Origin of the sequence: Rhizobium sp. K102, assembly GCF_022385315.1 — a bacterium.
In the GTDB taxonomy this organism is placed as follows: Bacteria; Pseudomonadota; Alphaproteobacteria; order Rhizobiales; family Rhizobiaceae; genus Rhizobium; species Rhizobium croatiense.
In genome coordinates this window covers 456,272-470,055 of the sequence record NZ_CP092437.1, presented here as the reverse complement: position 1 = coordinate 470,055, position 13,784 = coordinate 456,272, and the positions used below count along the sequence as shown (strand labels likewise).

The window sequence follows — 13,784 nt, the reverse complement described above, 5'->3', positions numbered from 1 at the left end:
TTCAGATTACCTCGCGGATGGCCTCGTAAAGATCGCGCCAGCCGTCGCGGGTGCGCACCACGGTTTCGAGATATTCCGACAAGGCGACGCCATCCTGCACCGGATCCTTGACGACCGCGCCGACGATATTGGTGGCAAGCGCATTGGCATCGATGCGGCCATCGCCGAAATGAGCGGCTTCCGCCCAGGCCGAAACGCCGACGGAGATCGCCTCGGCGGTCGACAGCGTACCGGTCGAGGTCTTCAGTTTCGTCTTGCCGTTCAGGGTCTTGCCGTCCCGAATTTCACGGAACAGGGTAACGACGCGGGCGAGTTCCTTGTCCGCGGGCTGGATCGGCGGCAGACTGAGGTTGGTGCCGATCTCGCCGACGCGCTTCACGACGATCTGGGTCTCCTCTTCGAGCGTGTTCGGCGATGGCAGGACCACGACGTTGAAACGCCGCTTCAGTGCCGAGGAAAGCTCGTTGACGCCCTTGTCGCGATTATTGGCCGTGGCGATGACGTTGAAGCCGCGTTCGGCATCGATCGCGATATCGAGCTCCGGCACAGGCAGGATCTTTTCCGAAAGAACCGTGATCAGCGTGTCCTGCACGTCGGAGCCCATGCGGGTCAGTTCCTCGAGCCGGAGCAGCGTTCCCTCCTCCATCGCCCGCACCAAAGGCGTCTTGACCAGCGCCTCCGGCGACGGCCCCTTGGCGAGCAGTAAGGCATAGTTCCAGCCATAGCGGATTTGATTTTCGTCCGTGCCGGCTGTGCACTGGATCAGGCGTTGCGACGAACCGGAAATCGCCGCGGCCAGATGTTCGGAAACCCAGGATTTCGCCGTCCCCGGCAGGCCAAGCAGCAGCAGCGCCCGGTCCGTCGCGAGCGTGGCGACGGCCGTTTCGATCAGTCGCCGGTTTCCGACGTATTTGGCTGATACCGGCGTTCCATCGGATGCCTTTCCGCCAAGGAGATAGGTAACGACCGCCTGCGGAGAGAGCTTCCAGTTGGCGGGTCGGGGACGGTCGTCGCCCTTCGCAAGGGCGGCCAGTTCGCCAGCGTAGATCTGCTCTGCAGGACGGCGAAGTTGGGCTTCAGGCATTTGCGGTCTCCAGGCTGTCCGTGAGGTCGAGGAAAAGAATGGCATTGCTGCTTTTGGCGGGATCGAACCCGGTAAGCTCGGCGCGCAGCGTCGAACGCATCGATGACGGGCACATGACGGCCATGCTGTCGGCGATATCGGCTTCGAAGCGCCCACTGTCCCCGCGCAACGCCTGCCACGGCTTGGAGCGCAGGATATCGCCGAAGACGTTTTCCGTCGTCTGCCCTCCCAGCCATTGCGCCATCCCCCGCATCGCCCAAGGCGACGTGTCGGCCGCCCACCTGTCCGGCCGAAAGATGTATTCGATCCAGAGCTGCCGCATATCAGCGGGATAATCCGCCAGTATTTCGCTATCGAGCTGGTGAAAGGCCTCCCAACCGTTGAGGAGATGGCGTTCGGTGATCAGCTTGACGATATCCAGCCGCTTATCCTGAGTCGCCATGAAAAGCAGTGCCGCCAAGAGGTCGCTTTGCTTCTCGGCGGCAGCCACCACGCCATCTACCGTCATCGACAAGGCGTCGGCCAGAACCTCCAGACCGACTGGGCCGAAGGTCTCGTTGAGCCAGCTCATCTTTGTAAAATCTCGGACGGTGGCGGGCACGTCGAGCGACAGGGCCGCCTTCTTGAAAATCAGCCCGGTCTTTGAAACCTTGATGCGTTCCAGGGCGGCGCGCAAAGCCGGATTGTCCCCTTCGAACCCCGGCAAACGGACGAGCAGCCTCTGAGCGAGCTCGCGAACGCGTGGCGCGCGATCCTTCTCCAAGCTCCTCAGAAACGGCGCATCTGCTTCCGACAGATTTTTCCGGAACGCGGCGAGAAGGCGCACGCGGCTATCGGCATTCTCCGACGTCCAGGCTGCCTCGACCATCGCCCGCGCAGCATCTGGATCGGAAGCTCTGCGGCCGTTGATGTAGCCAGCTTTCACGGCTGGCGTCGCAAGCATCCAGGTGTCGTCACTCAGGCTGTCGGGCGCGAAGTAATTCTGCTTCTGCGCGACCGGTGTTTCACGCTCGGAAAAGGCGAGCGCTTCCGCTCCGAGATTTTCGGCGTGGGCCTTCACGAACGGTTCGAGCCTGGGCAGGTCGAACGGATGCAGCCGGAGCCTCTTTTCGGCAAGCTTTTGGACGATTGCCGCGGACAGTTGACCCGACGCCTGGTTCTTGCCGGAAAGCAGCCGAAGCAAGAGCTTCCTTGCTGCGTCCGGCAGGATTGCGGCATGATCAGTGATAGCCTCCTCGGTTTGGAACTGTCCCGGGGGCGGCGGACGGTCGAACCGCAATGCCTGGCCAGCAAGCGCCAGCGCCTGCAGCGGATCGGTGGCGCCGATACGATCGAGCGGCAAACCGCTCCCGGTACCGGACAGAAGCTTCGGCAGGATCTCGTTCTTCAGGCTGGTCAAGCTCATGCGGTCCACCGTCCAAGTGCCGTTTCAGACCAGCAGAGCGTCAGCTCGGTCCCATCCCAAAGCCCGGCGCCATCGATCGCTTCGAGTTGCAGGAGCGGCCAGCTTGCCGCAGATTGCGATTTCGCAAGCGGAAGACTGATCCCATGCCCGCTGAGGTGGATGGTTTCGCCCGAGCGCCTGAGCCGCGCCCCACGAAACATGACCGGATAGTCGCCGAGCCAGGGTTTTTCGGTCAAGGCCTCCTCGTAAAGGCCATAGGCGTCGGCCAGATCGTGCCGCGGAAGCGCCAGCGGAGCGTCGGACATGACGCTGCCGGTTGCCTGGCTGGCGATCAGCGCGCGCAATGGCACGCTCGACGGATAAAAGATCAATTCAGCTTCGAAAGTATCGCCAACGCTGTAGCCGCTTGAGGAGGCGCCCGTCGAAACCGGAACGTATTCGATGAGCACCGCATGCCTGTCGCTACCGTGAAGCCAGGTCTCGATCCGGCGGAGCTTATCCGGCTGCACCTCGCTGCGGGTCGCCCAAACTCGCCAGGCGCCGGAAACGCGCAGCGCCCGTTCATCCTCGAGCAGCGCTTCACGCGTGACGTTCCAGCCCATCATCTGCCTGAGATCCTGGCGCAACGGCTCGGACAGGCTATCCTGCCGGCGATAGGCCTCGGCCAGGAGATGCAGGGTACCGAGTTCCTCTATGGCGGCAATCGGGCGGGCCGCCTCCGCGCGGGCGAAAAGCCGCGCCGGAATGGTATCGACCCGGAGTGCCAGGCCGGAGGCCTTGGCGTCAAACAGGCGCTGAGCCATTACCCGGCAGGTAGCCATCGCCTTGGCCGGAAAGGCGGCGAAACCAGCATCCATCTGGTCGGCAATCCAGGTATTGAGTTCGTCAAGGCCGTTGGCGATGGACGTCTCGCGCTCAAGCCGGTTGCGTTCACGAGCCGCCGCCGCGCGGGCCTCCGCCTTCGGATCGACCACCGCCTCGATTTCCTCGATCGCCGCGATCGACGCTCTGGGTTTATCGGCGCCGGCTGTTGGGGCGCCCGCATAAGGTCCGCGTCGGCGCGACAGCCAGTCGTTCACCCAGTCCGGCGCCGTTCCGGTCGCAAAATCGACCTTGCCGTCAGCGCGCATCCACATCAGGGCGAGCGAATGCTTGCAGGGAAACTTCCGGCTGGGGCAACTGCATTTGTAGCCGGCATCGGGCTCGGTGACGGAAATTCTGTAGGGCGTGGCGCCGGAGCCTTGGCATTCGCCCCAGATGAGACCCGATCCGTCCTGGGCGAGGGTCGCCCAGCTCGAGGGTTTGAGAAGCTTCTTGGCTGCGGCGAGCGAGCCTTGATCCGGGGCAAGCTCTTCTATCTTTGCCAAACTCAAACTCAATGGAACCCCCGACTCGGCCACATTCCACTATCGCGCGTTTTCTGGCATGGCATAGCAGAAAGTGCAACGTCTGCCCGGCGCGACAACCCATCATGGAATCACTCTGCTTCAAACGAGTGGGATATTCTCGCGAAAGATGATCCGTGGCTCGATGTTCTTCAAAGACAAGGTCGGCGTGCTTGCCGCGATCGAGCCGAGGAGCCTTATGACAACCTGCTCGCCGATCAGGCGCGCATTCTGGTCGATCACGACGTCGATCAGATCTTCTGCCAGCCATGCCCGCGTCGCGTCAGTGAGGTCATGCATGATGACGAAGGGACGCTTGTTTCCTTTCGCTGCTTGCAGAACTTCGGCGATGCCGGCCCTGCCTGCGCCGACGCAATAGACGCCGACGAGATCGTCGGTGTCGCGTAGCATCCGTTCCATCGCCGGCTGGGACAGCTTGTTCTCGTCACGGGTTTCGATGGCAGGAAGGATCGTCAGATGCTTGAATTGCTCCTCCAGCAACGTCCGGAATCCATATTCCCGCTGCTGGTGTCCGTGGAGCGTTCGCGAGCCGAGGAACAGTCCTATCGATCCATTCTTCTCACGCGACGTGAGGCCCATGATCAGCGCCGCGGTTCGCCCCGCCACCAGATTATCGACGCCGACGAAGGCAGAGCGTGGGGTCGAGAGAACATCCGTCACGATGGTCACGACGCGGACGCCGGATTCGCACAGGCGCCGGATCGCATGCCGCGTCTTCGGATGGTCGACGGCAATCACGCCGACGCCGTTGGTCCGGAGCGGAAGACCTTCCAGCGCCGCTACGAGCGCGTCAGGGTCGATGCCGTCGAGTGCCGTGACATTGCACGACGCCACGAGCGGCAGGGATGACGCGAAGCTGGTGATCTTCCTGGCGACGTCCTGCATGAATGAGTTGTGCTCAAAGGGGATGAAGAACTCCAGATGCGCGGGGCGCGAGGGCAAGGCAAGCATCCCCTCGGTCGGCAGATAGCCCAGTTCCTTCGCGGCGCGAAACACCCTCTGGCGATTGGCGGCACTGACACCACCACGGTCGTTCAATGCTCGATCGACTGTTGCAGTCGAGAGGCCAGCCGTCCGGGCGATATCGGTAATCGTCGTTTTCTTCATGATCCTTCCCTTTGCAAAGTTGAGGGAAATACCGTTTTGTTACATCAAAAGATGAGGCTAATCACATCATATCCCACTGCAACATTAGTAAGTGCCGCGAAATGATGAAATGAGCTTCTCAAATACGATAATTACCAGGAGTTCCGCTGAAATCCAATCAATATGGGAGGAAGCAACTGATGTGATTTGATGTGATATTGAGTTGCGAAGCTTCTATCGGCAGCCCAGTTTGGCATCAGCAGGGTCGTTACAACATCATAGTAGCAGGCCGAGGATCGGCAGATCTCGCAGCGGCCCCGTGTGATGAATAGGATGTAGGGGCGAACGGGTGATGTGTCCGGAGCGATCCGAGGTGCCGGCGGCAATACAGGTGAACGGTCTGAGCGGGACCGGTCAGTCGCTTTCAGCGCAGCATTCGTTCCCGCCACCGGAGATGATCGCATGAGCGCCAATTCGGCTAATACCGAAACATGCGGGCAGTCTGCCGCCCTCCCCCGCGACTACGGTTTGACCGGTGCTTCCTCTACACAAGCCGTCGAGGCGGGTCTGGTGGCGGCCGAATGGTATCACACCGACGTGCCGCGCAAGCTGATGAAGGAGCTGATGCAGCGCAGTGACCAGCCGGCGATCCGCGACACGATTCTATGGGCAGTTCTCCACGTGGCTTTTGCCGCTGGCGGCATCTGGTTCTGGGGCAGCTGGTGGGCGGTGCCGTTCTGGTTTGCCTATGGGGTGATGTATGGCTCGGCCTGCGATGCACGCTGGCACGAATGCGGCCACGGCACCGCCTTTCGCACGCGCTGGATGAATGACGTGCTTTATCACATCTGCTCGTTCCAGGTGGCACGCAACCCGGTGAACTGGCGCTGGAGCCACGCCCGCCACCATACCGATACAATCATTGTCGGCCGAGACCCTGAGATCGCCTGGATGCATCCAATTGCGCTGACGCTGAAAGCGCTCGCTTATACCGGCGTGGTCGAGGTCTGGCAGAACCTCAGGACCCTCGCGCGCAATGCAACCGGGGCCCTCTCGCCGGACGAGAAGGACTACGTGCCCGAGAGCGAATGGCCCAAGGCGGTGTTCTGGGCGCGGGTGCATATGGCAATCTACGCTGCCGCTATGCTGACCAGCGTCGGCATGCTCATCGCCGGTGCCGGTTGGAAGGCGGCGATCCCGCTTCTTCTAATCGGCGGTCCGCGCATCTATGGCTGTTGGCATATGGTGATGACTGGGCTCCTCCAGCATGGTGGGCTCGCAGAGGACGTGCTCGACCATAGGCTTAATTCGCGCACCGTCTATATGAATCCCGTCAGCCGCTTCATCTATTGGAACATGGGCTATCACGTCGAACACCACATGTTCCCGATGGTACCTTACCATGCGCTGGCAAGGCTGCACGAGGCGATCAAGCACGACCTGCCGCCCGCCAACGCCTCGATCTGGGACGGCTATCGCGAGATGTTTCAAGCGATCATGCGGCAGAGACGGGAGCCCGGCTATTATCTCAAGCGTGCCTTGCCGCAAGGGGCGAAGCCTTATCGCGAAGAGCTGCATGCGGCTGTGCCGGAAAGGTCCCTTGCATGATCGCCCCGCCATCAGAGATTCCCATTGAACATGGAAACGAGGACCATATGCCCTGGATTGCTGCCTGCGCCGAAGACGACATCGAAAAGGAAGACGTTTTGGGCTGGGTCCATGGCGGCCGGAGCTTTGCAATCTTTCGCAGCCCTGACGACGAATTCTTTTGCACCGATGGGCTCTGTACCCACGAGCAGGTGGAGCTCTCAGACGGATTGGTGCTCGACTATGTGATCGAGTGTCCCAGACATAATGGCCAATTCGACTATCGAACGGGAGAGGCCAAGCGCTCGCCTGCCTGCGAGAACCTGCGAACCTATTCCGTCCGGCGCGAGGACGGGCAAGTCCTGGTGATGGTCGAATGACAGAGTTGAGGAGACAGGAGAGCCGGGGCGCCGCATCACGCCGTTTGCCGACGGTGGCCGACCTGCGCGCCTGGAAAGGCCGGCGCCAGTTGACCATGCTGCGCTATTTCAGCCTCGATGAGGCGGCAGCCGCCGAAGCGGCGGGGATCGATATCGCCTCCGTGCCGGCCGAGATCGTCCTTGATCCACGCTACCGCGCGGTTGCGCCGACGGTCTTCTCGATGACCGGGCAGACCCATCTCGAGATGGGTACGCCGGACGATTATCTCCGCTGGTGCGGCAATGCGCTGAGCCGCGGCGCCGACGCGGTCTATTGTTCGGGCTCGCTGAAGACGGTCGAAAAGCTCTCCCGTGAATATTTCCCCGTCGTTGGTCACGTCGGGCTGGTCCCTACCCGCGCCACCTGGACCGGTGGCTTCAAAGCCGTCGGCAAGACTGCCGAGGCGGCGTTGCGGCTCTTCGAGGAGGTCAAAGCCTATGAGAGCGCCGGTGCCTTCGCGGTCGAAATCGAAGTGGTGCCCGCCGAAGTCGCGGCCGAGATCAGCAAACGGGTTGAAATCCTGTTATGGTCGATGGGGGCCGGGGCTGGCTGCGATGCGCAGTATCTCTTCGCCAACGATATACTGGGCTACACCGAAGGCCACGTCCCGCGGCACGCCCGAACCTATCGCGATTTCGCTGCGGAATATGCGCGGCTGCAACGCGAGCGGATCGCAGCTTTCACCGAATATGCCGCGGACGTCGCCGGAGGTGCCTTCCCGCAGGATTGCAATCTGATCCGCATGGATCCGCGCGAACTGGAGAAGTTCATCGACGGGGTCGATCGGCAATGAGGAGGCCGCCCGCCGCCACGTCGCTCGTCATACAACAGCTTTCACCGGCCGGGAGGAGCTAGAGACCGGCCAAACCAAAGGGAGGAAACGGGACATGCTGAGACGAACTTTTCTGGGCGCGGTGGCCGCATTGGCGCTGATGCCGGCAGCAGCAATGGCGCAGAGTGCGGCGAACAAAACCTTTTACTGGATATCGCACGGCTCCCCGACCGATCCGGTCTGGACCTACTTTCTTCAGGGTGCCGAGAAATTCGCTGCCGATACCGGTGTGAAGGTGAACACGTCCTTCCATTCGAACGACGTACCGAGCCATCAGGAAGCCATCCGCGCCGCCATTGCCGCCGGCGCGAACGGCATCTGCACGACGAGCCCAGGGCCTGGCACCTTGGTGGATGTTGTCAACGAGGCCAACCGGGCCAACATCCCGGTCATCAACTTCAACACCAAGGACCCGGCGCCGGCCTGGAGAGCCTATGTCGGCGTCGATCTCAAGGTCGTCGGCCGCACCTGGGCACAGTATCTGGTCGACCATAAGCTGGTGAAGAAGGGGGATTTCGTGTGGATGCCGCTCGAAGTTCCGGGTGCGGGCTACGGCGAAGAGGAATCAGCGGGTGCCGACGAAGTTTTCAAGCCGCTCGGGATCACCTGGGAAATCCAGGATGCGTCCTACGACCAGGCCGAGGCCATCAACCGGATGACCGACTACGTGACCGCCAACCGTAAGAAGATCAATGCCGTCATCGGGCTCGGTGATCTCGTAACCGGTTCTGTCAAACGCGTGTGGGATCAGGCCGGCATCGCCAAAGGCGAGATTCCGGTGGTGGGATGGGGCAACTCGTTGGATACGACCACGGAGGTCAGCGAAGGTTATGTGAATGCCGGAATGTGGCAGGATCCGTTGGCAACCTCATACATGTGCCTCTCGGCGCTGATGTCTGAAGCGAGCGGCATCCCGATCAACTTCGACATCATCACAGGCGCACTCTACGAGGCCGATAAGGCGCCGTTCTACGCTAAGATCATGGGCGGCAAATAAGCATGTCATCCCGGCATCCGCGGTACCTAGCCGCGGATGCCTATTCCAGCTCCAATGCGAGAGTCCACCATGATCGAGCAAAGCAGCGACGCTCTTACTCCGCAGCGTGACAGGCCTAGCCCTGTCAGGACGTTTATCGCCTATCCGGAATTCGGGCCTTTCGTCCTTCTGATCGCGATGCTGGTCGTTTTCACGGCGATCAACCCCGCCTTCCTGTCGCTGATCAATGTCGGCAATGCCCTGACTTTCACCGTCGAACTCGGCCTCATCGCGCTCGCGATGACCCTTCTGATGACCGCGGGGGAGTTTGACCTTTCGGTCGGCTCCGTCTTCGGCTTCGCCCCCGTGGTGATGTGGACTTTGTTCAATGCGAGCGTGCTTCCCTTGCCGCTGGCGTTCCTTGCGGGAATAGCCGTCGCTCTGGCGATCGGTCTTTTCAACGGCCTCTTCGTCACCCGTCTTGCTATCCCTTCATTCCTGGTGACGCTGGGTACGCTGCTGGTCATCCGCGGGACGGCCTTGTGGCTGACGGCCGGTTTTCCGCAGCGCACCTGGGACGCCGAAGAGCAGTGGTTGGCGCAATTGCTGGTCGGCGACTTCTATATTGGCAACCTGCGTGTTTTCATGAGCCTCATCTGGTTCGTGGTGCTGGCGCTTGCGCTACACTACGTCCTGACCCGCACCCGGTTCGGCAACTGGATCCAGGCGACCGGCGGCAATCCCAATGCTGCCCGAAACCGCGGGGTGCCGATCGCCAGGGTGAAGGTCATCCTGTTCATGCTGTCCGCCGCGATGGCGGCGTTTGCCGGCATCGTCTCGTCGATCCGCGTCTCGGCCGCCAACCCCAATGCCGGAACCGGCTACGAACTCGAGGTCATCGCGATGGTGGTGATCGGCGGCACCGTGCTGAACGGCGGCCGCGGGACGATCCTCGGGACCATGCTCGGCGTCCTGATCCTGCGACTGATGCGCAACGGGATCGTCCTGATCGGAGTGCCCGGTCTCGCCTACAATATTTTCATCGGTGCGATCATCCTGGCGATGATGGCGCTCCATGCCGGCCTTGAGCGTCGGCACAATACGGGGGTCTGAGATGAGCGGTACCGAAACCCTCGTCGAGATGCGACACATTGAGAAATTCTATGGTCGCGTCCACGCTTTGCGCGATGTCAACCTCACCATAAGAAAGGGCGAGATCGTCGGTCTCCTCGGCGATAACGGTGCGGGCAAGTCCACCCTGATCAAGGTGCTGTCGGGCGCGGTTCCCTACACGTCCGGCCAGATCTTCATCAAGGGCCGCGAAGTGCGGTTGCGCAGTACCAACGACGCGATCGCGAGCGGCATCGAAACCATCTACCAGGACTCGGCCCTGGTTCCACAGCTTTCCATCGCCCGCAATCTCTTCCTTGGACGGGAGCTCAGAACGGGCCCCCGCTTCCTCGACCGGCTGGATCAGGAGCGGATGAACGCAGTTGCCGCCGATCTTCTGAAGCGAGTCGGAATTTCAAAGAACATTCCGCCCACCACACCGATCGGATCGCTTTCTGGCGGCGAACGGCAGGCGGTGGCAATCGCGCGCGCCATGTATTTCGACAGCGACCTCATCGTCCTTGACGAACCCACCAACAATCTTGGCGTTGCCGAAACCCAGGGGGTGCTGCGTTTCGTGCGCGAGGCACGCGACACCGGCCACTCCTGCATTTTCATCGCACACAACATCCATCATGTCTTCCAGGTGGTGGACCGCATGGTGGTGATGCGACGCGGCACCGTCGTCGCCGACGATCTAAGCCCCGCGACCTCATCGATCCAGGAGGTCGAGAATATCATCACCGGCGAACATATCGCGGCATGATCGAGATCCGTGCCAAGGGAATCCGTTTCGGCTTCGATGCGCGGACCGGTATCCTCGACGGCTTTACCGTGGAAGATGAGGGGCACGAAATCGCTCTGCTGCACCGTGCCCCCTGGGTCGGCACGGAGGAGATAATGCCGCCCGGCACGCCGCCGCATCTGATGGCGCTCGGCGGCGATTTCTTCTGCGCACCCTTTGCAGGCAGCCAAGAGGGATCACCCCTTCATGGCTGGACCGCCAATTCGCCCTGGAACGTCGTCGAACAGGAGGCCGGGCGGCTGCGGGCCAGGCTGCGACGCACCGTCTGCGGCGCGACCGTCACCAAGGAGCTCGAGGTTGAAGACGGGCACGCCTGGGTCTATCAGCGCCATGTCTTCGCCGGCGGGAGCGGCCGCATTGCCATCTCGAACCATGCCAACGTCTCGCTGCCTCGCGGCGGGCTCATCAGTTGCTCGCCCAAATCGGCATGGGAGACGCCGCCAACGCCGCCTGAAGTCGATTCCGCCCGCGGGCGTTCCGGCCTGCGCTACCCCTCGCGGTCAACGGCGCCCGACCGCTTTCCTGGGATCGACGGATCGGTGGATCTAAGCCGGTTCCCGTGGAACCCGCGGCATGAGGATGTCGTCATCGCCATAGAAGGCCGCCAACACAGCTTGGGTTGGACCGCAGTGACGCGGCCGGTCGAGGGAGATCTGTTCCTTTCCCTCCGGAATGCCCGCCGCTTGCCGATGACTATTTTCTGGCATTCCAACGGCGGCCGCGACTATCCCCCGTGGTCGAGCCGACACCTCGGCTGTTTGGGGGTCGAAGAGGGTGCGGCCGCAGTCTTGCGCAGCCACTCCAGCGAAAACGACCTCTCAGGGCCGGGAGCTCTCACCCTCGTCCGGGACGGGGAAGCCGAAGTGAGGCATGCCATAGGCGCCATCTCGTGGCCTTCAGGCGAACGGGTCGAGGATATTCGTGTCGTGGACCGTGCCATAGAGGTTTGCGGCGATCGAGGAGGGTTCCGGCGCCTGGCTTTCCGGACGCACTTTCTCGACTGAGGCGAAGGACGCAAGATCGGTGGGTGGAGCCCTTGCCGAAAACCGGGCGACTGAGTATCGGCGCGTTGGAACGAAACCGCACTGCTACCCCGCACTCTCAGTGCTGCCTGCAGAGCAGCTTCGATGGCAAGGCAAAATGACTTGCCTTGCCCGTCGCCGATAAGCCCGGTCCGGGCGCTACTCCTTCACCGCGCCCGTCATCGACGACACGTAATAATCGACGAAGAAGGAATAGAGGATGACGACAGGCAGCGACCCGAACAGCGCGCCGGCCATCAGCGATCCCCATTCGAAGACGTCGCCGCGCACCAGTTCGGTCAAGACGCCGACCGGAATGGTCTTGTTCTCCGAGGACTGGATGAAGGTCAGCGCATAGATGAATTCGTTCCACGACAGGGTGAAGGCGAAGATGCCGGCCGAGATCAGGCCGGGTACGGCGAGCGGCAGGATGATCTTGACCAGGATCTGCCAGCGGTTGGCGCCGTCGACGAGGGCGCTCTCCTCGAGTTCGAACGGGATCGAGCGGAAATAGCCCATCAGCAGCCAGGTGCAGAAGGGAATGAGGAAGGTCGGATAGGTAAAGATCAGCGCCAGGCGCGAGTCGTAGATGCCGAGCTTGAAGACGATGAAGGCGAGCGGGATGAACAGGATCGACGGCGGGATGAGATAGGCGAGAAAGATGACGAGGCCGATCTGCCGCGAGCCGGTGAAACGCACGCGCTCGATCGCATAGGCGCCGAAGACCGACGCCACCAGCGACAGCGCCGTCGATCCCACAGCAACCAGCATCGTGTTCCACAGCCAGCCGGGATAGGACGTTTCGAGGAAGAGGTATTTGATGTGGTCGAGCGTCGGCCCGATCACCCAGAAGGGACTGTAATTGTTATAATCCGTCAGCTGCTCGTTCGGCTTCACGGCGGTGATCGCCATCCAGTAGAAGGGAAAGAGCAGCACGAAGACGAAGACCGCCATCGGCAGGTAGAGCATCACCACGCGGCGCGGCAGCCGGTTCAGATAGCTCATGCCCTCGGCATTGTCGGTCAGGACCTGATCGGCGGTTTTGAGATTGGTCGACATCGTTATTCCCCTAATCCTGGCCGCCCTGCTGCCATTTGCGGCGTTGCAGGCCGAAGAAGCTGAACATGATGGCGCCGAGCAGGAAGGGCACCATGGCGACGGCGATGGCCGCCCCTTCGCCGAGCTGCCCGCCCGGAATGCCGCGCTGGAAGGAGAGTGTGGCCATCAGGTGCGTGGCGTTGACCGGCCCGCCCTTGGTCAGCACGTAGATCAGCTGGAAATCCGTGAAGGTGAAGAGCACCGAGAAGGTCATGACGACGGCGATGATCGGCGTCAGCATCGGCAGCGTCACATAGCGGAAGCGCTGCCAGCTCGTCGCGCCGTCGAGCGAGGCGGCTTCCTGCAGCGAGGCCGGGATGGTCTGCAAGCCGGCGAGCAGCGAGATCGCCACGAAGGGGATGCCGCGCCAAACATTGGCGACGATGACCGATATGCGGGCATTGGTGGAATCGCCGAGGAAGTTGATCGGCGCGTCGATCAGGCCGAGCTTCATCAGCGACCAGGAAACGATGGAGAACTGGGAATCGTAGATCCACCAGAAGGCCAGCGCCGAAAGCACGGTCGGCACGACCCAGGGCAGGAGCACGATCGCCCGGAAGAAGGATTTGAACGGAAGGTGCTGGTTCAGAAGCAGCGCCAGCCAGAGGCCGAGCGCGAATTTCAGCGCCGAGGCGATGACCGTGTAGAGAATGGTATTGAAGACCGACAGCCAGAAGACGGCGTCGTCGGCGAGGAACTGGTAGTTCTCCAGGCCGATGAAGATGCCGTCGCGGCCGATCCGCGTATCGGTGAAGCCAAGCCAGACGCCGAGCCCCAGAGGGTAGGTCAGGAAGCAGACAAGGAACACCGCGGCCGGCAGCATGAACAGGAAGCCGAGCACATTGTTATTCTGCATAAGCGAGGAGATCGGTCCACGCGTATCCCCGGATTTCAAGGTCGACATTGCTTGCCTCCAGATTGCATTCAGTTCTTGAGAGACGGACGGCATGCCG

The 13,784-nt window shown here is 61.7% G+C and carries 13 protein-coding genes; 7 read left to right on the top strand and 6 right to left on the bottom strand.

From position 1 onward, the window contains the following. Nucleotide 1: 1 nt before the first annotated feature. From MHI61_RS29720 to MHI61_RS29705, 4 genes are all read right to left on the bottom strand, one after another. On the bottom strand, nt 2-1,084 hold the full coding sequence (locus MHI61_RS29720; RefSeq protein ID WP_010032790.1) for an AAA family ATPase: 1,083 nt from the start codon (nt 1,082-1,084) through the stop codon (nt 2-4). Next, on the bottom strand, nt 1,077-2,489 hold the full coding sequence (locus MHI61_RS29715; RefSeq protein ID WP_239793035.1) for a DUF5691 domain-containing protein: 1,413 nt from the start codon (nt 2,487-2,489) through the stop codon (nt 1,077-1,079). The genes MHI61_RS29720 and MHI61_RS29715 overlap by 8 nt, the downstream gene beginning before the upstream one ends. Further along, the gene (locus MHI61_RS29710; RefSeq protein WP_239793034.1) at nt 2,486-3,856 is read right to left on the bottom strand and encodes an SWIM zinc finger family protein; all 1,371 of its coding nucleotides are present in this window, start codon (nt 3,854-3,856) and stop codon (nt 2,486-2,488) included. Before MHI61_RS29710 ends, MHI61_RS29715 begins: the two co-directional genes overlap by 4 nt. Before the next feature lie 120 nt (nt 3,857-3,976). Next, nucleotides 3,977-5,002, bottom strand: coding sequence for a LacI family DNA-binding transcriptional regulator (locus MHI61_RS29705; protein WP_239793033.1), 1,026 nt, complete (start codon nt 5,000-5,002; stop codon nt 3,977-3,979). A gap of 441 nt (nt 5,003-5,443) precedes the next feature. Here MHI61_RS29705 and MHI61_RS29700 point away from each other — a divergent pair, with 441 nt between their 5' ends. From MHI61_RS29700 to MHI61_RS29670, 7 genes are all read left to right on the top strand, one after another. Then, nucleotides 5,444-6,589, top strand: a complete 1,146-nt coding sequence (locus MHI61_RS29700) for a fatty acid desaturase family protein (protein WP_239793032.1) — start codon at nt 5,444-5,446, stop codon at nt 6,587-6,589. A gap of 47 nt (nt 6,590-6,636) precedes the next feature. After that, the gene (locus MHI61_RS29695; RefSeq protein WP_239793409.1) at nt 6,637-6,948 is read left to right on the top strand and encodes a MocE family 2Fe-2S type ferredoxin; all 312 of its coding nucleotides are present in this window, start codon (nt 6,637-6,639) and stop codon (nt 6,946-6,948) included. Then, nucleotides 6,945-7,781: a 3-methyl-2-oxobutanoate hydroxymethyltransferase gene (locus tag MHI61_RS29690; RefSeq protein WP_239793031.1), complete on the top strand. Its 837-nt coding sequence runs from the start codon at nt 6,945-6,947 to the stop codon at nt 7,779-7,781. Before MHI61_RS29695 ends, MHI61_RS29690 begins: the two co-directional genes overlap by 4 nt. A gap of 94 nt (nt 7,782-7,875) precedes the next feature. Continuing rightward, nucleotides 7,876-8,817 (top strand): substrate-binding domain-containing protein, encoded by a 942-nt coding sequence (locus MHI61_RS29685; RefSeq protein WP_077989851.1) that lies wholly within the window; start codon nt 7,876-7,878, stop codon nt 8,815-8,817. A 69-nt stretch (nt 8,818-8,886) separates the two neighbouring features. Then, nucleotides 8,887-9,909, top strand: a complete 1,023-nt coding sequence (locus tag MHI61_RS29680; protein ID WP_239793030.1) for an ABC transporter permease — start codon at nt 8,887-8,889, stop codon at nt 9,907-9,909. Nucleotide 9,910: 1 nt separating this feature from the next. Beyond that, entirely contained in the window at nt 9,911-10,672 is a 762-nt protein-coding gene (locus MHI61_RS29675; protein WP_097607353.1) for an ATP-binding cassette domain-containing protein, read from the top strand. After that, nucleotides 10,669-11,715: a hypothetical protein gene (locus MHI61_RS29670; protein WP_239793029.1), complete on the top strand. Its 1,047-nt coding sequence runs from the start codon at nt 10,669-10,671 to the stop codon at nt 11,713-11,715. Before MHI61_RS29675 ends, MHI61_RS29670 begins: the two co-directional genes overlap by 4 nt. 177 nt (nt 11,716-11,892) lie before the next feature. On the opposite strand, the gene MHI61_RS29665 is transcribed toward MHI61_RS29670, so the two are convergent. Further along, nucleotides 11,893-12,792, bottom strand: a complete 900-nt coding sequence (locus MHI61_RS29665; RefSeq protein ID WP_064684203.1) for a carbohydrate ABC transporter permease — start codon at nt 12,790-12,792, stop codon at nt 11,893-11,895. Nucleotides 12,793-12,802: 10 nt separating this feature from the next. Next, a complete protein-coding gene (locus MHI61_RS29660; protein WP_239793028.1) occupies nt 12,803-13,735 on the bottom strand; it encodes a sugar ABC transporter permease in 933 nt (310 codons plus the stop codon). Between the last annotated feature and the right edge of the window lie 49 nt (nt 13,736-13,784).

Coding starts and splice junctions, on each gene's coding strand:
- MHI61_RS29720 (WP_010032790.1), bottom strand. CDS start 1,084: ATGCCTGAAGCCCAACTTCGCCGTCCTGCAGAGCAGATCTACGCTGGC.
- MHI61_RS29715 (WP_239793035.1), bottom strand. CDS start 2,489: ATGAGCTTGACCAGCCTGAAGAACGAGATCCTGCCGAAGCTTCTGTCC.
- MHI61_RS29705 (WP_239793033.1), bottom strand. CDS start 5,002: ATGAAGAAAACGACGATTACCGATATCGCCCGGACGGCTGGCCTCTCG.
- MHI61_RS29700 (WP_239793032.1), top strand. CDS start 5,444: ATGAGCGCCAATTCGGCTAATACCGAAACATGCGGGCAGTCTGCCGCC.
- MHI61_RS29695 (WP_239793409.1), top strand. CDS start 6,637: ATGCCCTGGATTGCTGCCTGCGCCGAAGACGACATCGAAAAGGAAGAC.
- MHI61_RS29690 (WP_239793031.1), top strand. CDS start 6,945: ATGACAGAGTTGAGGAGACAGGAGAGCCGGGGCGCCGCATCACGCCGT.
- MHI61_RS29685 (WP_077989851.1), top strand. CDS start 7,876: ATGCTGAGACGAACTTTTCTGGGCGCGGTGGCCGCATTGGCGCTGATG.
- MHI61_RS29680 (WP_239793030.1), top strand. CDS start 8,887: ATGATCGAGCAAAGCAGCGACGCTCTTACTCCGCAGCGTGACAGGCCT.
- MHI61_RS29675 (WP_097607353.1), top strand. CDS start 9,911: ATGAGCGGTACCGAAACCCTCGTCGAGATGCGACACATTGAGAAATTC.
- MHI61_RS29670 (WP_239793029.1), top strand. CDS start 10,669: ATGATCGAGATCCGTGCCAAGGGAATCCGTTTCGGCTTCGATGCGCGG.
- MHI61_RS29665 (WP_064684203.1), bottom strand. CDS start 12,792: ATGTCGACCAATCTCAAAACCGCCGATCAGGTCCTGACCGACAATGCC.
- MHI61_RS29660 (WP_239793028.1), bottom strand. CDS start 13,735: ATGTCGACCTTGAAATCCGGGGATACGCGTGGACCGATCTCCTCGCTT.